Source organism: Clostridium putrefaciens (assembly GCF_900461105.1).
In the GTDB taxonomy this organism is placed as follows: domain Bacteria; phylum Bacillota; class Clostridia; order Clostridiales; family Clostridiaceae; genus Clostridium_L; species Clostridium_L putrefaciens.
The window spans coordinates 269,931-292,159 of sequence record NZ_UFWZ01000001.1 but is presented as its reverse complement, the minus strand read 5'-3'; the positions used below and the strand labels follow the sequence as shown (position 1 = coordinate 292,159).

18 protein-coding genes and 1 pseudogene are annotated in these 22,229 nt (G+C 29.1%); 4 read left to right on the top strand and 15 right to left on the bottom strand.

Going from position 1 to position 22,229, the window contains the following annotated elements:
* Positions 1 to 14: 14 nt before the first annotated feature.
* Both DY168_RS01375 and DY168_RS01370 read right to left on the bottom strand, forming a co-directional pair.
* Positions 15 to 728: an isochorismatase family protein gene (locus DY168_RS01375; RefSeq protein WP_115640139.1), complete on the bottom strand. Its 714-nt coding sequence runs from the start codon at positions 726 to 728 to the stop codon at positions 15 to 17.
* Between the two features lie 291 nt (positions 729 to 1,019).
* Positions 1,020 to 2,435, bottom strand: a complete 1,416-nt coding sequence (locus DY168_RS01370) for a sigma-54 interaction domain-containing protein (RefSeq protein ID WP_115640138.1) — start codon at positions 2,433 to 2,435, stop codon at positions 1,020 to 1,022.
* 319 nt (positions 2,436 to 2,754) lie between these two features.
* Here DY168_RS01370 and DY168_RS01365 point away from each other — a divergent pair, with 319 nt between their 5' ends.
* Positions 2,755 to 3,543, top strand: coding sequence for an aspartate dehydrogenase domain-containing protein (locus DY168_RS01365; RefSeq protein WP_115640137.1), 789 nt, complete (start codon positions 2,755 to 2,757; stop codon positions 3,541 to 3,543).
* A 156-nt stretch (positions 3,544 to 3,699) separates the two neighbouring features.
* Here the strand turns inward: DY168_RS01365 and DY168_RS01360 are convergent, their stop codons facing one another.
* The 3 genes from DY168_RS01360 to DY168_RS01350 all read right to left on the bottom strand — a co-directional run bounded on the left by DY168_RS01360 (position 3,700) and on the right by DY168_RS01350 (position 6,361).
* Positions 3,700 to 4,608 carry a D-isomer specific 2-hydroxyacid dehydrogenase family protein gene (locus DY168_RS01360; RefSeq protein ID WP_115640136.1) on the bottom strand — a complete coding sequence of 303 codons (909 nt, stop codon included), beginning with the start codon at positions 4,606 to 4,608 and terminating at the stop codon, positions 3,700 to 3,702.
* A 579-nt stretch (positions 4,609 to 5,187) separates the two neighbouring features.
* The gene (locus DY168_RS01355) at positions 5,188 to 5,706 is read right to left on the bottom strand and encodes a helix-turn-helix domain-containing protein (protein ID WP_115640135.1); all 519 of its coding nucleotides are present in this window, start codon (positions 5,704 to 5,706) and stop codon (positions 5,188 to 5,190) included.
* A 196-nt stretch (positions 5,707 to 5,902) separates the two neighbouring features.
* Positions 5,903 to 6,361, bottom strand: coding sequence for a hypothetical protein (locus DY168_RS01350; protein ID WP_115640134.1), 459 nt, complete (start codon positions 6,359 to 6,361; stop codon positions 5,903 to 5,905).
* Between the two features lie 310 nt (positions 6,362 to 6,671).
* Between DY168_RS01350 and DY168_RS14555 the strand changes: the two genes are divergently transcribed.
* Complete coding sequence (locus DY168_RS14555) at positions 6,672 to 6,833, top strand: hypothetical protein (RefSeq protein WP_172556228.1); 162 nt, start codon at positions 6,672 to 6,674, stop codon at positions 6,831 to 6,833.
* Between the two features lie 419 nt (positions 6,834 to 7,252).
* Here DY168_RS14555 and DY168_RS01345 read toward each other — a convergent pair whose 3' ends face one another.
* The 7 genes and pseudogenes from DY168_RS01345 to DY168_RS01310 form a co-directional block, all read right to left on the bottom strand.
* Positions 7,253 to 7,543, bottom strand: a complete 291-nt coding sequence (locus DY168_RS01345) for a hypothetical protein (protein ID WP_115640133.1) — start codon at positions 7,541 to 7,543, stop codon at positions 7,253 to 7,255.
* A 785-nt stretch (positions 7,544 to 8,328) separates the two neighbouring features.
* A complete protein-coding gene (locus DY168_RS01340; RefSeq protein ID WP_115640132.1) occupies positions 8,329 to 9,000 on the bottom strand; it encodes a hypothetical protein in 672 nt (223 codons plus the stop codon).
* 136 nt (positions 9,001 to 9,136) lie between these two features.
* Positions 9,137 to 9,271 (bottom strand): annotated as a pseudogene (locus tag DY168_RS01335) (phosphorylase family protein); the annotation flags it as partial.
* Between the two features lie 361 nt (positions 9,272 to 9,632).
* Positions 9,633 to 10,472: an oligopeptide ABC transporter permease gene (opp4C, locus tag DY168_RS01325; RefSeq protein ID WP_115640130.1), complete on the bottom strand. Its 840-nt coding sequence runs from the start codon at positions 10,470 to 10,472 to the stop codon at positions 9,633 to 9,635.
* Positions 10,473 to 10,601: 129 nt separating this feature from the next.
* Entirely contained in the window at positions 10,602 to 11,567 is a 966-nt protein-coding gene (locus DY168_RS01320) for an ABC transporter permease (protein ID WP_115640129.1), read from the bottom strand.
* 75 nt (positions 11,568 to 11,642) lie between these two features.
* Positions 11,643 to 13,319, bottom strand: coding sequence for an ABC transporter substrate-binding protein (locus tag DY168_RS01315; RefSeq protein WP_115640128.1), 1,677 nt, complete (start codon positions 13,317 to 13,319; stop codon positions 11,643 to 11,645).
* Between the two features lie 112 nt (positions 13,320 to 13,431).
* A complete protein-coding gene (locus DY168_RS01310) occupies positions 13,432 to 15,486 on the bottom strand; it encodes a leucine-rich repeat domain-containing protein (RefSeq protein WP_115640127.1) in 2,055 nt (684 codons plus the stop codon).
* A 261-nt stretch (positions 15,487 to 15,747) separates the two neighbouring features.
* On the opposite strand from DY168_RS01310, the gene DY168_RS01305 reads away from it, so the two are divergent.
* Positions 15,748 to 16,191 (top strand): OsmC family protein, encoded by a 444-nt coding sequence (locus DY168_RS01305; RefSeq protein ID WP_115640126.1) that lies wholly within the window; start codon positions 15,748 to 15,750, stop codon positions 16,189 to 16,191.
* A gap of 110 nt (positions 16,192 to 16,301) precedes the next feature.
* Here the strand turns inward: DY168_RS01305 and DY168_RS01300 are convergent, their stop codons facing one another.
* The 3 genes from DY168_RS01300 to DY168_RS01290 form a co-directional block, all read right to left on the bottom strand.
* Positions 16,302 to 19,655, bottom strand: coding sequence for an FtsX-like permease family protein (locus tag DY168_RS01300; RefSeq protein ID WP_115640125.1), 3,354 nt, complete (start codon positions 19,653 to 19,655; stop codon positions 16,302 to 16,304).
* Positions 19,656 to 19,657: 2 nt separating this feature from the next.
* The gene (locus DY168_RS01295) at positions 19,658 to 20,362 is read right to left on the bottom strand and encodes an ABC transporter ATP-binding protein (protein ID WP_115640124.1); all 705 of its coding nucleotides are present in this window, start codon (positions 20,360 to 20,362) and stop codon (positions 19,658 to 19,660) included.
* 157 nt (positions 20,363 to 20,519) lie between these two features.
* Positions 20,520 to 21,125, bottom strand: coding sequence for a TetR/AcrR family transcriptional regulator (locus tag DY168_RS01290; protein WP_115640123.1), 606 nt, complete (start codon positions 21,123 to 21,125; stop codon positions 20,520 to 20,522).
* A gap of 153 nt (positions 21,126 to 21,278) precedes the next feature.
* On the opposite strand from DY168_RS01290, the gene istA reads away from it, so the two are divergent.
* A complete protein-coding gene (istA, locus tag DY168_RS01285) occupies positions 21,279 to 22,184 on the top strand; it encodes an IS21 family transposase (protein WP_115640122.1) in 906 nt (301 codons plus the stop codon).
* The last annotated feature ends 45 nt before the right edge of the window (positions 22,185 to 22,229 follow it).

Below are 22,229 nucleotides of genomic sequence, written 5' to 3'. Positions count from 1 at the left end.
AATCTTTTATTTAATTATCTGTTATACACCTTTGAATCTATACCTTCAAGGTATTTAACTACATTTTCTAGAGGCTCAACATCTGCAAACTTAGCGTCCATATCAAATAAGTTCCAAGCAATAACACCTGGTACCCTATCTCCTATAGTTCCCTCAGGAATTATAGTCTTAAATCCATATCCTGTTGAATCCATAACTGTATGTCTAACGCAAGCACATGCAGTAGCTCCCATTACTATTAAAGTATCAACACCTAGATAGTTTAAAGTTTGAGCTAAATGTGTACCAAAAAAGTTACTTGCGTATTTTTTGTGAATAACTGGCTCTTCTGGTCTTGGCTTAAGTTTTGGATCAATTTGCATCCACTCTGAATCAATATCTAATGTATGCATAGGTATCTTTTCATCCCATCTAGGCAAGTCCCATTGTTTTTCTCCTGTGTATCCAGTTGTTGTATGAAATATAGGAACCCCTGATTTTCTTGCAGCTTCTAATACCTTAAGGGCATTTTCACAAACTTCACCACAGTTCTCACAGGTAAATGGATGACCTTCTGACATCCAAGCTTTTGCCATATCCACTGTTGTTATTGCAGGTACTTTACCATATCCCATTCTAGTTTGAAATCCTCTTTGCTTATATATCTTTCTTGCCTCAGTAAAGGCCCTATCTAACAATTCTTGATCAAATTCATACTTTCCACCATTATCTTTGTACTTCTCTTCCATTAATCTCCCATCCCTTCATAGTTAAGTTTTTTATTTTCTCTTTCACTTATTTATATTAGCAATACCTATGCCAACTCTTTTTATAAGCACTTTAAAGGGATTCAATGGATTTCACAAAGTAGGGTTGTTGCAAATATGCATCATTAAATATTAATATACCTTCTACTATTAGTATTTTGTATGTTCAATGTGCGGTCTATTATTATTTTCTATTGTTGCAATAATGCAATGATATTATCCAATGTTGCTTTATTACAACTTATACCTGAAACTAAATAACCTTCTCAATACTTATTTAATATAAAAGGTATCAATTCCATACCTCTTTATCTTTCGTGATAAGGTTGAAACATCCACTCCAAGGTCATTTGCAGCCTTTCTCATAGATGAATGATTCTTTAATGTTGATATAATTATATTCTTCTCAATTATATACATCATATCTTTAAGCTTTGAAGAATCGCCCTTATTGTTTAAAATTAATTGTTCTGCTAACAATTTTGTTGGTAATTGCTCAATGCAAATTTCATCATTAGGATTAATAATAAATAAGTATTCTATTAGATTTTGTAATTCTCTTATATTGCCTTTCCAAGAATAACTCATCATAAGATTAATAACCTCATCTGAAATAGTAATATTTTTCTTATATTTTCTATTAAGATTTTCTAAAAAGTATGATATTAAACCTGGTATATCTTCTCTTCTTTCTCTTAATGGTGGTACTGTTATAGGAATGACATTTAATCTAAAAAATAAATCTTCTCTAAAATTCCCTTTTTTAATTTCTTGTAATAGATTTCTATTGGTAGCAGCTAATATTCGAACATTTAATTTTATTCCCCTATGCCCTCCTACCCTAGATACCTCTCTCTCTTGTATAACTCGTAATAATTTACATTGAACTGATAAGGGTAACTCACCAACTTCATCCAATAAAATTGTTCCTTCATTAGCGAGCTCAAATAAGCCAGGTTTTCCTTTTTGGGATGCGCCGGTAAAAGATCCAGACTCATATCCAAATAATTCAGATTCAAACAACTCATTAGGAATTGCCGCGCAGTTTACCTTTATAAAGGGTCCGACACGTCTATTACTCTCTTTATGTATAAACTTTGCTAAAACCTCTTTTCCGGTACCAGACTCACCATAAATTAAAATGGTGCTATCAAATAAAGCTACTTTAGATAATAGTTCTAACATGTCCTTCATAATCTTACTCTTAAAAATGATTCCCTCATATTCCATATGTATTTCACGAAGTCTTTGGATTTCATTTGAATATCTTTCAGTTAGTTTCTTTGTTTCTACTAATTCATTTCTTAAGGTTATAAGCTGTGAAATATTTCTAGTATTACAAATGACTCCTACTATATTATTGGTGGCATCGTATATTGGACTTGCTGTAGTTAACGCACTTTTACCTGTAACGTACTTATGAATTGTTGATACTACCTCACCCTTTTCCAATACTGCTAAAGATACTGCTACATTGAAAATCTTGTCTTTTAGTAGTTTATTAAGATTTTTACCTGTAACTTCATCCTTTTTTAAACCTGTAATATTTTCATAAGCATTATTAACATAAACTATATTACCTTTGTTATCCGAAATTAAAATTCCATCAGAGGATGCATCAAGTGCCACATCCTTAATTTTTTTGTTACTTTCCTTATCAATATGGGATACTGAATCTAAAAAAAACATCTTAAATTCCTCCTTACTCTGATAATAACTTATGTTTATATTATTCTAAATAACTGATTAGTTAAATTATACCACATATATTTTAAATTAAATAAATTTGATTATCACATTACATATTGTATCTTTAGTACCTGAAGACTTAAGACAGAATCATCTATCTATTGATTCTGTCTTAAATCTTCAATGTCTGATATAATTAAGATATATCATTTAATTATTAAGATACTCTATGTACTAATTGAAGGTATCTTATACTTAATAGTAAAATACAATATCTTTACACTCAAATTATAAGATTAGTATAAACAGGAGGGATAACTTGAATAAAAAGTTAAGACTTGGAATTGTAGGATGTGGATATCTTGGTAACATCATTGTTGATGCTCTATTAAACGGATATCTTGAAGAATATGAGCTTGTGGGAGTTACAAGTAGAAGCCTAGAATCTAGAGCTAAAGTAGCTAATAAGGTTCCTTGCAAGGACTGCAAGTCTATAGATGAACTACTTGAATTAAAGCCTGACTACGTGGTAGAAGCGGCATCTGGAAAAGTAGTAAAAGATATAGCTCATAAGGTCTTATATGCTGGATCCAATCTTGTGGTTTTATCCATAGGGGCTTTTGCTGATGAAGCATTTTATGATAAAACTAATCAAATAGCAAGGGAAACTAATAAAAGGATTTATATAGCCTCTGGTGCTATTGGTGGATTTGATGCCATGAGGACAGCTGCTCTTATGAGTGAAATAACATCTAAGATTACATCAGAAAAAGGACCTAAATCCCTTCGCGGTACGCCAGTGTTTCGTGAAGAATTAATGTCTAGTGATAAAAAGGAAGACGTTTTTAATGGTTTTGCAAAAGAAGCTATTTCTTTATTTCCAACAAAGGTAAACGTTGCAGTTGCTACTGCATTAGCTACCACCGGGGCAGATAATACAGCTGTTACTATTAGTAGCATACCAAATATGGTAGGTGATAATCACAAGATCGAAGTAAAAGGCGAAGATGTCCAAGTTACTGTTGAGATTTATTCTAAAACAAGCGCAATTGCCGGGTGGAGTGTTGTTGCCCTTTTAAAGAACATAGTCTCACCTATTGTTTTTTAGTAACCCATTATTTAAAATAAACTATTATCTTTAAGATATAATTCTAAAAAGTATAACTTAAAAGTTATTGGAACATAAAATGGATTAGAAAGCATTTAAACGCTTTCTAATCCATTTTATTTAATAAATAATAATATTAAGTTTAAATCTTATAATCTAAAGATTATCTTCATTATTTAAAAATGTTTCAATGTTTTCTATAACCTTTTTACTAAGACGATCAAATGCCTGCTTAGTTCTTCCTACTGACTGTTTCATACAATGTACATTTTTATGACTTATAAGTGAACCATCCCTATCACCTAGTGCCATTTCCGTATCACAGAAATAATGATTATCACCATTGTCCAACCATTTCTTTAATGCTTCAACCTCATAAGAAGGACTTAAGCCAGTGTTAAATAGTATCTTGTGGTTACCTAATGACTTAAACTCCTCATCACCTAATAAAACAACATTTTTATTAAGACAAGTGCAAACAACATCAACTGTTTCAAGCAATTCATTAAGTGGAAGATATTTTATTCCTTGTGATTCACATTCTAATTTACGTGTTCTACTGAAATAATAAAGATCAGATCCAAAATAATTAAGACCATTTGCAACTAACTTTCCAGAGGTTCCAAGTCCAATAACTCCAACCTTCAAGTCAGTTAACTCTATAGGCATATCCTTCCATGAGTCTCCACCGAATCCATGTAATAAACGTATAAGTTCGCTTACCACGTATTCTAAAATCCCCTCATCTCCATAATCGCGTATACCTAATACTGTAATTCCCTTTTCCCTTGCAGTAGCAATATCTACACTTGCGCTTTCTTCAGAGTATAGGCTACAACACATACCTATATACTTGATATTATTACAGCTTTCAATTACGTTTTTATTTATGGAAGTAGTATAACTAACAAGTACACCGTCTGCATCTCCAATACGTCGTATTATTTCCTCATCATTTTCAGGAATATCATTGTAAAAAATAACCTCATTGGCATATTTATAAAGTGATTTTTCTGCTTCTTCAATTAGACTAACAGGTTCAATAGCAACTAATTTATTAAACATTATATCTCTCCCTTTTCATATTATATATGTTTTGAGTATATCATGTGTCTTAATGATGGACAAGTTACCCTATAGTTCAGCTTCCATATTGTGTAATTAATATATATCCTTTCTAGTAATATTGTTATCTTTTTAATTCTTTATCTTTTATTTATTAGGTAGCTTCTAGTGTCTTATAACAAATTCAATATGTGTCGCATCTAATACGACATATATTGAGTAATCAGCATATATTAATAAAGTTTGGGGACAGTTCAGAATAAAGTTTGGTAAAGTTTGGGGACGGTTCAGCATTATTCATATTTAAATGAAGACGGCTTATGTTTGTTTATATTTAAATAAACATAACAAAAAAAATCATTAAGCTCTTAAGATGCTTTAATGATTTTTAAGATATATTCAAATTTATCAAAACACATTTGTTACTTATAGTTATAGAGACTCAAGATAAATAAGCCTTCTTTTTTTGAAGGCGGTAGTTCCTTTAAAAACTAAAGTTAGTACTATATTGAGGTGGTAAAGCTTTGCAATACTTTGTAAACTTGGCCCTATAGACGCCACTTTTAACTATGCTATCCACTATTTATATAGTTTATTTACATCATATTCATCATGTCCTAGAAACATATTTTCTAAGTTTTTAAAATCATAGTTTCTGCCTTCTAAATCCCAGTTACTTTCTTTCTTCTTATAAGAATTCGAAGTATATTTCTTGTTTTTATAACTATAAGATTCTTTAGTATTCCTATTTAATTCATGTATGTTATCTTGGTTTTTCTTTTCACATCTCTTTTTAATTTCTTTTACAGAGTCTACCATAGTCTTAGATTTTTGAGACACCATTTTTAAAACCATAGTGTAGATATTAGATATACTTCCTCTTCTTTTCTTTTCTATAAGATTTTCTTTTATCAGTTCTTCTAAGTATCTTTGGATAGTTCTAACAGACTTATTAAGCTTTTTAGCTAAATAATCTTGAGATGGGAAACACTGTACCTTTTTATCATAGCACATACTTTGCAACAAAAAGTATAGCTTAAACGCTCCTCCAGATATGTTATAATTCATTATATTATTATCTATATTAGTATATCCCATGAAAGACGCCCCCTACAGTACTTAATTAAACTTTTATACATTCAAAGAATATGCAAAAGTTACTCTTCTCTCATTAAGTATGCAGATAGTTTAAAAGTTACCTAAAGTAAAAAAAGATGTAGTAGATTTATTTTTATACAAATCCACTACATTCCTCTACTCTTTAAAAATTTATGCTTAAAATTGTAATCATACTCTAAATACCTTTAAGCCCGTTACATGACAAATCTTTTAATAATCTTTTATCTAATGTACTATCAATATCTATATGTAATATTTTATTATTTGTGTTAATTATAAGTTTATTATTTTCAACATACAATTTATTTATATGTCTTTTTAAAATAACATCGTTATCATAAATGATTAAATGCTTAAACATAATAACTTTACAAAGGGAAACAAGTATCACCATAAAGCAAATTATTTTGCACATATGTAATAAAACAAATATATAGCTAACTTTATCGTAGAATAAGCTATAATTTAAACTTATTATAAAAAACATAATAGCTATTTTGCACATACTAATTGATATTGTTATAAAGTTAGATTCCTTTTTAGGTACAAAAAACGTTTTCCAATTTATAAAAGCTAGACCCAAAACTATAAGCATGGAAGTTGAAAAAAAGTTAAAAATTTCAATAGATTTCATAAAAACTCCTTAATTATATTAGATTTAGAGATTTATTTTTACTACTTTGATTTGTATCTCCAAACAAATCTATGCCAAATTTATAAATTTGATTTTCCCCAGCAACAACTCCGAAGCAGTAACAAGTACCTTCAGAATAAAATCACAATTTATTTAATTAAATAAATATTAAAACACCGTGTTTCAATATTAATAGTACCATAACTTTAGGTAATATGCTATAATCCTCTTATAATAACTGGTTAAATGTAGATATTCTGAAAGTATTTAAGATAGCATTAACACTATCTATAAATTTAGGGGGAAAATTATGATAAACTTAAGAAAGACTTTAAAAATAATTGCTATTATAGCCAATACAGCTATTTTATTTTTATTTCTAAAAGAGAAAAAATATTTTTATTTAGGAATTGTAATTTATAATTATCTTGTTTTTATGGGAGTGTTTAATATATCAAAAAATAAAAAATGATTTTTATATTAAATTAAAATAAAAATTTAGATAATATGTTAATAAGTAATAAATTTTGTATTAGATATTATTTTTAGTTTATAGTAATTATTTTTTTATTATAACTTATAAGATGAAGATAATTATTGTTGTATAATATTAATGAAAATTGTTTGATATATTTGATGGGTTAACTAATGATTTAATTAAAGGTGAGCTACGATTAGTAAGTGTAGATATTTCTAGACAAGTAGTAAGATTTATTAGACTAATGAATAATGCAAAAAAGATGTTAACCTTTTAAGTTCTTAGGTAAAGTGTATGTTTTTTAAAAATAAGGTATAACAATAAGATAAAAAACTTAGATGAGCATTCCAACATATTAAAATTGGTGAGCTGAATCTAAGTTCATGAATAATTTAGGTATATATAAGTTATAATTAATTCTTTTCTGCTATTTTTATAAAATTAAGTGCACCACCTAATATAAGTCCAGCTAAAATATATAAAGACATTTCTGAGAAGTTAACAATATACATTCCAATACCGGAAAAGATTAATATTAACATTAATGCAGCAGATGAATAAAATACAGGTTTGTAAGACTTTTTAATTTTAAGCTTCGAATCTATTTTGATTATTAAAAAATGTTTTTCATCTATTTTCATCAATATTATATAACTAACTAAAAAAGTGAATAACATTGGTAAAACTTTAAGAATTGCATTCATTTTTTTCAACTCCTTCCGAACTAATTCAGTAATATAATAAGCATTTTTGTAATATATAAGTTCTAATAAAATTCTTGTATTTTACACATAATCTATTTATAGTTTTTGTAGGAACCTTTACCTGTTTCTTTAATAAAGCTTTGTACAGTATCTTTAACTTCATATAAACTTTCGAAAATACCCTGTTCATCAGTAACTACTTTAACCATCCCCATAACTCCTAATTAAATTAAACTATGATTAACATTATGAATACTAGCACTATGAATAATCATAACAAATTTACCAGCCATACATTATGTAAGCACCAACTTAGAAATCCATTAACCTCATAAACTTCACATCCTTTACAATACACTTATCCACTTTCATTGTTTAAATACTAATTTACACTTAAAATTTACTATTGAAGTTTATTGAAAGAAAAATTATTCGTAAAATATAGTGCTTAATGATGACTTATTAATATTCAATATGGCTTAGCTTGATTGATATGTTGTCGTACCCAAAGTTAGCAATAACAAAGAAGAATATCTTCTTAATGTACGACATGAATTAAGACGATGTTTTTGTTTTACGATTAAATCATAACACACAATAATCCACTATGGATTTTTTTATTAGTTCAATTTCATTTTACAACAGGTCGTAATCTATCACTACATTAATAAAACAAAAAAGATTTATGACAAAATAAATGTCATAAACCTTTTTTAATTTAATTATAATGGTTTAGTGGCTTTTTGAAAATAACAGTGTCAAATTAAAAATAGATTCAATACTTACTATTTTTCAGTTGTCTGCTCTTCTTCTTTAGCCTTAACCTTTAAATTAACTTTTCTATTGTCTAATGTATTAAGGTTTATATTTTCAACATTTGTGTCTGTATCACACTTCATTATAAACTTATTTAAAAATATTCTTCCTTCTGGTGTGTTTGCTACTGCATGAGGTTGTGTTCCAACCTTGTAATAAACCCAAGTCATATTACTATTAATAGCTCTTTTTAGGTCTTCTTTGTCAATTATAGCTGTTGCTCTTTCTATTCCGTCTTTATCTCTAAGTATTATAGCTGAGGTAGTCTCATCTAATTCCTTAAAATCATTAGGTGTAGTTTGGTCGTATACTTGTAAATTTTCTTTTCTATTATCTAATGTATCTCCGTTTATGTGTATAATTGGAGCCTTAGGATGTAGTCCTAATATAAGTGAATGCATGGATTGCTTTCTGCTATAAACCTTATCTCCTACAGTTACGTCTCCTATACTTTGAGCTAAATAGTTGTTAAAATGGCTGTTCCACTCTGGAAACCAAGTTCCTTTAGCTAGGACCTTTTGTAAATTTTCTGCATCTATTTTAGTTTCAACTATTGTTCCTTTTCTTTTGACTAATTTTATATGAGCTACATTTCCTATTATCTCATATTCATTAGTTCCATCTTTGTATTCTTTTTTCATAATAGCACCTCTTAACTTTATTTTAGGCACCTTCAAAATATACATAGCTTTTTAAGCTCTTATCTTCTTAGGTGCTTTATCACTTCTTTATAATTCCAATATAGAGTTTATCACATAATTCATTTTAAGTATATTGTATTCCTGTAGCCATGTTTGTAATGCAAGCAATTCCAAGTACATCTATTCCCAAATAATTTGCAGCTATAGTTTCTGGAACTGTTGACATGCCAACTGAATCAACTAATATTAATCCATGTTTTCTATAAATTCTTCCCTAAATCTATAAAAATAATCATTATTTTGAAGTCCCTTGGTGATTCTCTCCAAAAAAGCTTTGCCTCAACTTAAACTACTTAAATTTAATAATCTATCCACAAAATATACTTATTTTAAAGACTTTGTCCACAAAACCATCTTGTTTGAAGAATCTATCCACAAAAATATATATTAAACAAAAATAATCCACAGAGCCTTCATATAAATGGCCACAACTGTGGATTCTTTCATACTTATTATATTTTATTTTTAAGGTTATGTAAACCACTAAGTTTAATTTCATCAATGAACTTACAATAAGTGGGTTCACATCAGAGGTCATCCCAGTAAAAGGGATCACCTCTGAGGTGCTTCCTTTAACTTACATTTGGATCTAAGAAATCTCTCATTCCATCTCCCATAAAGTTTATTGACATAACAGTTGAAAATACACACAATCCTGGGGGTATCCAAAGCCACCATTCACTTTGAAGTGTTCTCATATTTTGAGCTGCCGCTAGCATATTTCCCCAGCTTGGCTGTGGTGGCTTTACTCCCATACCTAAAAAGCTTAGGGATGCTTCTGTTAATATACCGCTAGCTATGGATAATGTAGACGCCACAATTACAGATGGAATAATATTAGGCAAAAGATGTTTTAATAATATTCTTATGTTTTTAATTCCTAAAGCATGAGCCGCTTCAATGTATTCAGATTTTTTTAGTTTTAATATTTCTGCCCTTACTATCCTGGCTATGCCTGTCCAAGATAATACTCCTATTATTATAATTACATTCCATATATTTGGACCTATAATTGCTGCCATAGCTATTGCAATAACAAAAAACGGAAAGCACATAAATACATCAACTATACGCATTATTATACTATCCACAACTCCACCATAAAATCCTGCTATAATACCTAAGGTTGTTCCTATAAGTATTTGAATTAACATACCTAACATTCCAACTGTTAAAGATACTCTTCCGCCGTATACAAGCCTTGAAAATACATCTCTTCCCATTTCATCTGTACCTAAAATATGATCTTTTGATGGTGACATAGAAATATTCATCAAATCCACTTTATTTATATCCTTTGATATTATAAGTGGTGCAACAATAGAAAAGATTACCAACATTAATATCAGTACAGTTCCAATCATAGCTAATTTATTTTTTTTAAATCTATTTAAACCTCTGTTTTTAATCATATAAATCCCCTGCTTTTAAATCTATAATTTTTTTGTAACTTTAGATATATAATCCTTTATACTATTAATACCTTAAGTTCCTATGCCTTTAGTTATATACATCTTTTTGTTTTTAATTAAAAATATAACCTATTCTTCATATGTGATCCTAGGGTCTACTATGGAATAAAGCACATCCGCTACTAGATTAGATAATAATATAATTATAGCTACTATCATTAAAATCCCCATAATAAGTGGATAATCTCGATTTAAAACTGCATCATAATTTAGCCTACCTATTCCTGGCCATATAAATATAGTTTCTGTTAATAATGCTCCGGAAAATAAGTATGGAATTTGCATACAGAGTACTGTTATTATCGTTATTAAAGCATTTTTAAACCCATGTTTCCAAATAACAGTCCTATTTTTTAAGCCTTTTGCTTTAGCTGTCCTCATATAATCTGTGTTTATAACTTCAATCATAGATGACCTAGTATATTTCATGAGAGCTGCTATATTCATAAATGACAAAACTAAAGATGGTAACACCATGTGTTTTGCAACATCTACAAAGGCTTTTATTCCAGTATAGCTTTCACCTGCTGTTCTCATTCCCGATATTGGAAATATTGTAGTATCAAAAGATAACATCTTAATTAATAATAGTCCAAAAAAGAATGAGGGTATAGAAATGCCTATGAAAGATATTATTGTTGCTAAATAGTCAAAAGTGCTATTTCTTTTAGTTGCAGAAATAACCCCTACTGGTATTGCTATAGCTGTGCTTATTATAGAGGAAACTATGGATAACAAAAGGGTGTTCCATATCCTGCTATTTATAACTGAAAGAACAGGCTCCTTAAATTGTATGGAATATCCAAAGTCTCCTACCACAGCCCTACGTACCCACTTTATATATTTAATAGGTAATGGGTCATAAAAGCCTAATTTTTTTAACATGATTTCAGTTTGTTCTGCCGGTATATTTGGATTTATCATTTGAATATAAGGATTTCCAGGTTGCATATGAACCATGGCAAAAACTACTATAGATACTCCAAATAAAACTATTAAAGTAGTTGTAAGTCTTTTATATATATACTTTTTCAAAGCGTCACCTCAAACCACATAAATTTGTGCAGGTCTCTATAATCTCTTACAGAAACCTGCACCATTCAACCTTTATTATTCTTCAATGTACCAATTTTCAACATCTATAAAATCTAAATTTGTATTTGGAGTAAAGTTTTTAAGTTTAGGATTTGTAGCTTTAACTATGTTTGGTGAGAAGAAATACACCCATGGTACGTCATTATTCATTATTTTAGCATAATCTTTATATATTTCTTTTCTCTTATTCATATCTGAAACCTCAATACCTTGTTCCATTAACTTATCTGCCTCTAGATTTTTGTAGCTTGATATATTCCACCCAAAAGTATTCTTTTTATCTGAAGCAGCAGTAGAATGCCAATATGGTTTTGCATCTGGATCTATAGGAAGCATATTAGCCATTAGATATAAATCAAATTCATGGTCCCCAACTACTTGTTGCATAAGAGTACTAAATTCCATTGTAAGTATTTCTACATCAATACCTACATCTTTTAGGTTTGATTGTATAAGTAACGCTCTTTGTTCTTGGTCCTTATTACCACTTGGACAATGTAGTTTGACTTTAAACTTCTCATCTTTACTATTTTCTAATATTCCATCCTTATCTTTATCTTCCCATCCAGCTTCTTTTAAAAGAGTTTTAGATTTTTCTACATCATAATTATATTCATTAAGCCCAGCATCTTTTGGATAAGCCCATGAAGATGGCAGCATAGGAACATTAACAAGAACTCCATTACCTTCTGAACGTTTTTCTAAGTCATCTTTACGATTTATTCCATGCATAAGCGCTTGTCTAACCTTAACATCTTGAAATCTATCTTGTCTTAAATTTATTCCCATATAAAGTATGGCATTTTTAGGATAGTTAACTAATTCAAATTTCTTTTGACTTAAGTCTTCCCTATCCTTCTTCTTCAAAGTTGAAACATCTGCAACATCTATAGTTCCATTTTGAAGCTCTCCTTGCACGGTTTCAGGATTTGTAACTTTAAATACAAACCTTTTTGTTTTAGCCTTGTCCCCATAAAATTCATCATTTCTTTCAAATTCTACGCTTTGTCCCTTTTCGAATTTAATAAATTTATACGGACCACTACCTACTGGACTCCCTAAGATATCACTACTTTCAGTCCATTTTTCAACAGGTACTTCTGCCCATATATGCTTAGGTATAATTGGAGTTGTCCCTATCTTTCCTAGGGCTACGGAATAAGGCTTTTCAAAATGAAACTCTATAGTATCACCATTAACCTTTATACCTTCTATAGAATCTGCTTTGCCTTCACTATACTCTTTAACTCCCTTTACTTTTTCAACTACATCTTTGCTAGAACCTTCATAATTTTTGTTTGCTAAAGTCTTAAAAGTAAATTCTATATCATCCATAGTCAAATCTTTTCCATCATGCCACTTAATACCTTTTTTAAGTTTAAATTTATATACTAAATTATCACTAGATATCTCATGACTTTCTGCCATATCATCTTTTAAATTATAATCTTTATCATAAGCTAAAAAACTAGAGTAAACTAAATCATTTACAGCATCATCATATGTAGTATTTGCTATCAACGGATTAAATACACCAGTTGGAGCAGTATTTAATGCATATACTATTTTTTCTTTAACCTTAGGTTCAGAAGTCAGCTTGCCTGTTTTATCATTATTACTACAGCCTGTAAAAACTAAAGACATAGAAATAATAGTCGAAAAAATTAGACATCCTATTTTTTTATTTTTCATGATTTCCCTCCTTGTAAATTACTATTATCCACCTAATTATATGAACTTTTTCATTCACATTTCAAGTCATATTGATATTTAAAATTCAAGTTGCATTAATCATTTAGAATTACTATAGGTTTACTTTCTTACAATCTTTTATGGCATTCTCAAGTTCAGTTAGTTTATTTGCTAGATTAAAATCTTTATCAAATTCTTTGTCTAATTCCTTTACTACTCGTAATTTATATCTTACCAAACTGAGCATACCTTCTGCTTTTTGCAAATTACCTTTATTTAATCCATCTTTTAATGCAAATGCTTCATCTACAGCTTTTATTGTTTCTAATTTCTTTTTTTCTGCTATATTCATTTCTTTTTCTTTTATTCTAGAATTAAATTCCTCTAACTTTTTTGACTCTACATTATTAGCATCAAATTTAGAATCTATTTTTTTTGCAAATTCTACAGCCTCCTGTGCAAGTTTTAATAAATTCCTTGCTTCACCTAAGTTATATTCATCTATATCCTTTACATTAACTGCTTTATTTACAGCCTCTCTTGCCTGATCTGCTGCCTCGTCACTTATATCCTTTTTGTTATTTGCCGCTTCTTGAGTAATATTTAATTTAATAGTTAAGCTATACTTTTCATATCCTAGAATAATTTTAGTATTTATATTTCTTTGTTTTTCTTCTAGATTTCCCTTAACTATTACTTCTATGTTTTTTGTGTCCTCGTTATAGTTTATCCCTATATTCTCATTTTCTTCTCCACTTAGAAATTCTACTGCTGGTGTAATTCCATTGCTTCTTATATACTCATCTAACCCTTTTACTGGATCAGGTATTTCATAAATAAACTTTTTATAATCCTTCTTTATATTAATAGGCTCTTTAAGCTCTTGTACTAGCATACCAACATAAGTTTCCTCTTCATCTACATATTCACCATCTTTATAAATTCTATTAATCATATCTGAAAGTGGCGTCATGTCTACTATGTGGTTTGCTCCAACACCAATTACTTGTACATTAGTTAATCTTTTTGCAAAACTTATATCTTCAACTAAATTACTTTCAAGGTTCACCATTTTTAAAGTTGTAATATTTCCAAGTGGCTGAACATTAACCTTTCTTTTACCACGATTGCACCAATGTAAATCTAACCATTCTAAATTTTTAAGATTAGATATAGCTGTCATATCATCTATTTGATCGTTATTATATATATTTAAGTGTATTAAATTCGTTAAACTAGATAATGGGGTTAAATCCCCTAGCATATTCCTGTCTAGTTCTATATATGTAAGGTTTTTTAAGTTTGTTAATGGAGTTAAATCTTTTATTCCATTTTCACTTAGATCTAATCTCTCAAGATTTATAGCATATTGTAATCCCTCTATGCTTCTAATTCCTCTATCGTGTGACATGTATTCTATCCATTCTTCTCTTGGCAGATAACTTATTGCTTTATCACCGTTAATTTCTGTAATTGATTCCATATCTTCTTTAGTAATTTCTTGATCAACTTTTCTATCTTTTCCTAAAGTGTAGTTTATAACTTGCTTTAACTTTTTATCTGGTATACTCACTATTTTATCTTCTTTTTCTGGTTGAACTTCAGGCTTAATTTCTGGTTTAGTCTCTGGGTTAATCTTTTGTTCAGATTCTGACTTAACTTCTGGATCAGTTTCTATTTTAGTATCTGTCTTAACCTCTGGTTTAGTTTCTATTTTAGTCTCCGACTTAACCTCTAATTTAGTTTCTGAGCTATTATTTAACTTAGAATCTTCCTTTTTACCTATGTATGTATTTACATCCGTAGGTAAGATTTCTGGTAAGGCACTATTTTTAGCAATTGCATTCACTTTTGCTCTTACTTTAGTATTGCCTTTTTTATATGTTTTTGTGCCATCAGAATAATTTTTATTTATTAGAGATTGGCCATATGTATCTCCTAGACTAGGTACTACTGCTATATTGTTAGTAGTATCCAAATTTGAATCAGTTAAATTCGAATCAGTTTCCTTCTTACTTTCTTCCTTTTTATCTTCCTCCTTCTTTTTTTCTACTTGTTCTTTATTATCTTTTTCAATGACCTCAGCCTTTTTATTTTTAGTACCACACCCAGCCATTAGTGGAACCATAATTATAATGGACATAACTAATGATAATAATCTTTTCATGTCTTTTCCCCCCATAGAATTATTATTACTAAACCATTATATGAATTTTATAATCTACATATCAAGTTGTATCAGTATTTAAAATCAACCTTGACTTAATCATTTAAAATCCCTCTAGCAAAATGTTAAAATTTTATTTAATTATACTATTATTCAGTTATTTATAAGTTGACTAATTTTTTAACAAGCCTATACTGTAATTGTATACATTTACAAGTGTAAATGATTTATTAAAAATAATATTACACAGGGGGTATAAAAATGACAGTAGAAGTTTTTAAAAGTACCACTAAATTAACAGATGGACTTAAAATTGAATGTTCAGCTAGAAACCACAAAATAATAATGGATGAGCCTAAATCCTTAGGTGGATCAGATACTGGTATGAATCCTGTAGAAGCATTATTATGTTCTCTTGGAGCTTGCCAATGCATAGTTGCTAAATGTTTTGCTAAACTTAAAAAAATAGATCTTCAAGAATTTTGGATAGAACTTGAAGGAAACTTAGATCCTGATGGATTTCAAGGAAAGAATAAAGATGTTAAAATTGGTTTTCAAGCAATAAAAAGTAATATACATATAAAATCAACTTCTTCAAGAGAAGACATCGAAAAATTTGTTCAGTTTATTGAAGAGACATGCCCCGTATGTGATAGCTTAAAAAATGCACCAAGAATATCTTCAGAAATAATAATAGAAAAATAACAAGAAAACACCACTATATAAAAGTATAAAAAAGGAAGCATCTCAGAGGTGATCCAAGTAAAAGGGAGGACCTCTGAGGTGCTTACTCTTATTTACATATTATTCTTTTTCTACTCTGCGCTTTTTAGTGATTCTATCATGTCTATCTTGTCGAACTTTTTATACATTGCAAGATTTACGATTATTGAAAATATCATTGTAAGCCCCACTGAGTATAAAAAATAAATTGGTGGAACTTTTCTTATGAACATTAGTATATTAGTTTCTGCACTTATTATTACAAAGTTATTTAAAAGTACTCCAAGGCCTATACCTGTTAAACTTCCTATAACTGTCAATATAATATTTTCCCTATATATATAAGATGCCAGTTCTTTATTATAAAATCCTAGAAGTTTTATGGTTGCAAGTTCTCTTCTTCTTTCATTAATATTTATATTTGTTAGATTATATATCACAACAAAAGCTAGTACCCCTGCTGATACTATAAGAACTAAGACCACGGCATTTATACTCTTTACACTTTCATCATAATTAAGTTGAATATTATTTTTAAAGCTTATAGAATTCACTCCATTGATTTTTGTTAGAAACTTTGAAGTATCATCCTCAACCTCATTTTGAGTGTTTTCTAATAACCCATAAAATCCATTAAATTTTAGGCTTTCTCCTGTTATCTTTTCATAATATTTAGGGCTCATGTAAATATAATGCATAACGTACTGCTCAGTTATATGAGATATCTTAGCTTCTATAGTGGTATCATCAATGACTATTTTAAAGCTATCGCCTACACCTTTCCCCATGATTTTTGAAAGCTTTTCAGTTATAATTACCCCATCATCATTAAGGTTTAAATCTTTACCCTTCATTGTAAGATTTATATAACTATTGATGTATTCAGCACTTTCAGGAACTACTATATAAATATCTTCACTTTCAGGATTTTTTTCCTGCACTGTTCCATTTTTTGAATAACTAAAAAGTATGGATTTTATATTGGAATCTTCTATAATCTTATCCTTCATTTCATTTTTTTCGTCTTCATCTATATTGCCTGTAAGATTGGACTGCATATCATATTTATAAATTTTATTAAATTGATTTTCTGTAGATCCTACTATACCTTCTCTAATACCAAATCCAGTTATCATAAGACCAGTACAAGCAGCTACTCCTATTACTGTCATGAAAAGCCTTTGTTTATATCTAAATACATTTCTTGCTGTAACCTTTCTTGTAAAACTTAGCCTTCTCCATAAGAAGGTTACTCGTTCAATCAATATAACCTTTCCTGATTTAGGTGCCTTTGGTCTCATTAAAGATGCTGGTACCTCTTTTAATTCTCCTAAGGTTGCCGCTATTACAGATATTGATATAAATAATATCACTATAATCCCTGACTTTACTGCAAGTGCCACATTAAAGGGTGTTAACACATAGGGAATTGTGTATAGTGATCCATAAGCTTTGATTATAAGCTTTGGAAATAATGTGAATCCGAAACTTATACCAACTGCGATACCTACAAGGCTCGCCGCAAGTGAATATATAAGATAATGAGATACTATTGATGTTATTGAATATCCTAGAGCTTTAAATGTACCTATTTCTATTCTCTTTTCCTGAACCATCCTTGTCATGGTAGTTAAACTAACTAAGGCTGCTACTAAGAAAAATATAAGAGGAAATACCCTTCCTATATTGTCCATTCTATCGCTATCTTGCCTATAGGTCTCATAACCAACATTGGTGGATCTCCGAAGAACATACCACTCTGGATCTTTCATATGATTAAGGTAATATCTATTTTTATCAATCTTTTCTTGGCCTTCTTTAATTTTGTTATTAGCCTTTTGCTCTTCTATACTTAATTTTTCAACATTTTCTCTAATTAGCTTGTCACCTTGTTTTAATTTATCTTTTCCGTCATTTAGCTTTTTTAAGCCTTCTTCTCTACCTTTATTTAACTGAATTTCTGAATCACTTAACTTTTTCTCATTTTCTTCAATATACTTTCTACCAAATTCAATTTCTGTCTCTCCTTTTTGAAGTAAAGCCTCTTTAGCATCCACTTCTTTTTTTCCTATAGATATCTTAAGAGCTGCATTATCAAAATTAGCTTTTGTTTCTTCTATATTGAAATAATAACTTATCTTATCTAAATTATTATTATCTTTTAGAGAATTGTACATATTATCAAAGTCTTTACCCTTAATATTATTTTGATAAATTTCATTTATAAGGTTATATTCTGCTAAAAATTCTGGATTACTAGGATCAGAATCTAGCTGCGCTTTTGCTAATGCTACCCTGCCTAATATTGAAGATGAAATATTACTTGCAGCCTCACCTTTACCTGAAATTATCTGTTTTTCACTATTATAAAGTTTAGATTTAGCCTCTTTAATTTGAAGCTTTCCCTCTTCAACTTCTTGTGCCTTTATATTTAGTTTATTCTTAGCAGAAATTAATTCCGCTTTGGCTAATTTTATTTTATTTTCTCCATCTTCCATTTCTTTATTGAAAATATCTTCACTTTTTTTAAGTTCCTCTTCACCTTGATTTATTTTATCTTTTTCATTTTGTAATTTAGCATATCCATCTTTAAATTTATCTTCCGCTTCCTTTTTTGATGCATTTAATTCTTCCTCTGATTCATTTATCTTGGTATTACCTGTTTCTAAGATTTCATCATACCTAAGTCCACTTCTTTTAACGCCAAGTGTCTTAAGACTTTCTTCTATGCTTCGACTTTCTTCTTTATATTTTTCATTATAAAGAAGGCTACTTTTCGACTGATTATTATCAGTTCTTACATATACTTCAGTATAAACTTCGCTTTTAAATACGTCTTCTAATATATAAATAAACCCTTTTACAGATCCATTTCCAACAGAACTAAGTTGCCTTTGAAGTGATATATATAAAGGCGAATCCGCAGTGCCTACGATTTCAAATTCATTATTTTTTAAGCTATCACCTATATCATTATTACTGCCAGATCCTACAACAATTTTACTTCCTATCTCTAGATTATTTGCTTTTAAAAATTTATCCTCAACTATAACTTCATTGTTATTTTCAGGCCTTCTTCCACTAACTACATTTACATCATTTATGCCACCTGAATCTTGCAATGAATTTATATTCATAACTAAAGACCTATTATCCTTTTCAATTACACCATCTAATGAATAAGCACCCACAGCCTTTGTCACACCACTTTGTTTTCCTACTTCATCTACATCATCTTTAGTAAGTCCAAGTGTAGAAATCAATTTAAAATCCATAAGATTATTTTCATAAAAATAACGATCTGCTGATATTTTCATATCCGGGCTTGTAGCTCTAACCCCTGCGTAAAATGATACTCCAACTGCAATAATTATAACTATTGATAAAAATCTTGAACGAGTCTTTCTTATATCTCTACCTAAATTTTTTAAAAAGGTTTTCTTCATAATTACCACTCTATACTTTCTATTGATATAGGATTTGGATTTATCTTTATCTCTTGTACCTTGCCACTTTTTACAGTTATGACCTTATCTGCAATTGGTGCTATGGCTGAATTATGGGTTATTATAATAACAGTCATATTATATTTTTTTGATGTATCATATAAAATTTTAAGTATGGATTTACCTGTATTATAATCTAAAGCTCCTGTAGGCTCATCGCAAAGAAGAAGTTTTGGATTTTTTGCAAGGGCCCTTGCTATAGATACTCTTTGTTGTTCCCCACCTGAAAGTTGTGATGGGAAATTATATATTCTATCTTCAAGGCCTACACTTTTAAGTACTTCTATTGGATTTATAGGATCCTTGCATATTTCAACTGCTAGTTCAACATTTTCCAGCGCATTTAAGTTTTGAATTAAGTTATAAAATTGAAATACAAATCCTATTTCTTCACGTCTATAAGTTGTAAGACCTCTTTTATCATATTTACTTATCTCATTTCCATCAACAAATATATTTCCATCTGTAACATTATCCATGCCTCCAAGAAGATTAAGTATAGTAGACTTCCCAGCACCACTTGCCCCAAGCACAATAACCACTTCACCCTTATCTATAGAAAATGAAACATCATCTACGGCCTTAATAATAACTTCACCCATTGTATAGCTCTTCTTTACATTTTTAAACTCTATAAAATCTTTCACCTTTTATCCTCCTCCTATATAAATATAGCTTGTTTATAAATCCATGAACCACGGTTCTCTTTTATCCTAAAAAAATACTGCCACTGTAAAAGTAGCAAGTTTTAAGTAATATGTATTTTATTAAATTAAATAATATCTTAAGTTTATGTAATGACAATTAATTTATATCTTCACTATCTACTTTGTCTAAAATATCATTATAAAAGATTTCTATTATATTAAGTATTAACTTTCGCGCCTTTGATCCATCTTGTATTTCTTCTAATATTATAGAAATACTCTCAACTAAACTATTTGAAATTATATAAATAAGAAAATTATCCTTAAGCTTCTTTCCTTTAGTAGATAACTGATAAGACACATTTTCTGTAACTATTCTAGTTATAAAACTTACAAAAGTCCCCTTACAATGTTCATACCTCGAACCTTGGCTTTTATTAAGAAGAATAGAAAGTTCCATACTATTATAATTAAATATCTCCATAATCTTTTCCATAAGCTGATAAAAGACATCTTCCGCCTTATCATTAAGTTCAACTTTTTCAAATTGATTTATGTAATCCATAACCTTATCATAAACCGGCTCTATGAGGTTTTCATACAAAGCTTCTTTACTGTCAAAATACTTATATATATTACCAACCGATGTATTAGAGTTTTTGGCTATATTCCTTACAGAAGCACCTTTGTAACCCTTTTTATTAAATTCCTTTAAAGCTTCTTCCCTTATACTATTTCTAACATGATCCTTTAAATATTGCATAAAAAAACCTCCGTTCACTTTTAAATTATATTACATCCAATTTGCAGTGTCAATATTGTTTTTTCTTTCTCCATGGGTTAATATATTATAAGATTAGTATTTGCAAACACATTTGGCAGATAACTTCTAAAGATATGATGTCAGGAGGATATTATGCGTAAGGATGTATTAAACTATTTAGAATTAATTAAAGATGAGATAGGATTATTAAACAAAAGTGAACTTGCTAGACGACTAAATTGCGATCCACGAACAATAGAAAGATATATTAATGATACCAACACTGAATCAAGAAAGCCAAGGGAAATCAAGAGTAAAATTGATGATTTTAAAGAAAAGATTATTGACAAAGTAGATACTTTGGGTTCAAATTCAATGTCAATATTTAAATATATACAAGAAAAAGGGTATGATGGTGGCTATCATACTGTAAATAACTTTATTAAAAATTATAAAAACGAACAAATAAAAAGGGTAACTATGAGGTTTGATAAGAGTCTTGGCTTACAAGCAAAGGTAGATTGTAATGAAACTTTAACTATGATTAATAGTGAAGGTGAAACATTTAATATTAACATTTTCTTAATACTTTTGGGTTATTCAAGGTTACGCTATATAAAGTTAACCACAGATAAAACTCAAAAAACCTTACTTCAATGCCTTATAGAAAGTTTTAAATATTTTGAGGGTGTGCCTAAGGAAATCATAATTGATAACATTCCGTCAGTTATTGATAGACATAAAACAACCTTTGAAAATGTAACTATTCACAAAAATTTTGAGAACTTTTCAAAAAATGCTGGCTTTGAAGTTATTACATGTAACCCTTACAGGGCTGAGATAAAAGAGAAAACCTCAACCTTAGATAAATTAACTAAAAGGCTAAATCTATATAATAAAGAATTTGATACTTTTGATGATCTTAATAACATTGTGACAAAATTTAATGACGAAATAAATAATGAAATTTCAGAGGTCACATATGAGATACCCGTTATTAGATATTTAAAAGAAAAAGGCCACTTAAACCCACTACCACCAATAGATATACTTTTATAACTTTCTCATAATCAGTAAATGGAACAAATCTAGAATATTATTATA

Coding starts and splice junctions, on each gene's coding strand:
- DY168_RS01375 (WP_115640139.1), bottom strand. CDS start 728: ATGGAAGAGAAGTACAAAGATAATGGTGGAAAGTATGAATTTGATCAA.
- DY168_RS01370 (WP_115640138.1), bottom strand. CDS start 2,435: ATGTTTTTTTTAGATTCAGTATCCCATATTGATAAGGAAAGTAACAAA.
- DY168_RS01360 (WP_115640136.1), bottom strand. CDS start 4,608: ATGTTTAATAAATTAGTTGCTATTGAACCTGTTAGTCTAATTGAAGAA.
- DY168_RS01355 (WP_115640135.1), bottom strand. CDS start 5,706: ATGGGATATACTAATATAGATAATAATATAATGAATTATAACATATCT.
- DY168_RS01350 (WP_115640134.1), bottom strand. CDS start 6,361: ATGAAATCTATTGAAATTTTTAACTTTTTTTCAACTTCCATGCTTATA.
- DY168_RS14555 (WP_172556228.1), top strand. CDS start 6,672: ATGATAAACTTAAGAAAGACTTTAAAAATAATTGCTATTATAGCCAAT.
- DY168_RS01345 (WP_115640133.1), bottom strand. CDS start 7,543: ATGAATGCAATTCTTAAAGTTTTACCAATGTTATTCACTTTTTTAGTT.
- DY168_RS01340 (WP_115640132.1), bottom strand. CDS start 9,000: ATGAAAAAAGAATACAAAGATGGAACTAATGAATATGAGATAATAGGA.
- opp4C (WP_115640130.1), bottom strand. CDS start 10,472: ATGATTAAAAACAGAGGTTTAAATAGATTTAAAAAAAATAAATTAGCT.
- DY168_RS01315 (WP_115640128.1), bottom strand. CDS start 13,319: ATGAAAAATAAAAAAATAGGATGTCTAATTTTTTCGACTATTATTTCT.
- DY168_RS01310 (WP_115640127.1), bottom strand. CDS start 15,486: ATGAAAAGATTATTATCATTAGTTATGTCCATTATAATTATGGTTCCA.
- DY168_RS01305 (WP_115640126.1), top strand. CDS start 15,748: ATGACAGTAGAAGTTTTTAAAAGTACCACTAAATTAACAGATGGACTT.
- DY168_RS01300 (WP_115640125.1), bottom strand. CDS start 19,655: ATGAAGAAAACCTTTTTAAAAAATTTAGGTAGAGATATAAGAAAGACT.
- DY168_RS01290 (WP_115640123.1), bottom strand. CDS start 21,125: ATGCAATATTTAAAGGATCATGTTAGAAATAGTATAAGGGAAGAAGCT.
- istA (WP_115640122.1), top strand. CDS start 21,279: ATGCGTAAGGATGTATTAAACTATTTAGAATTAATTAAAGATGAGATA.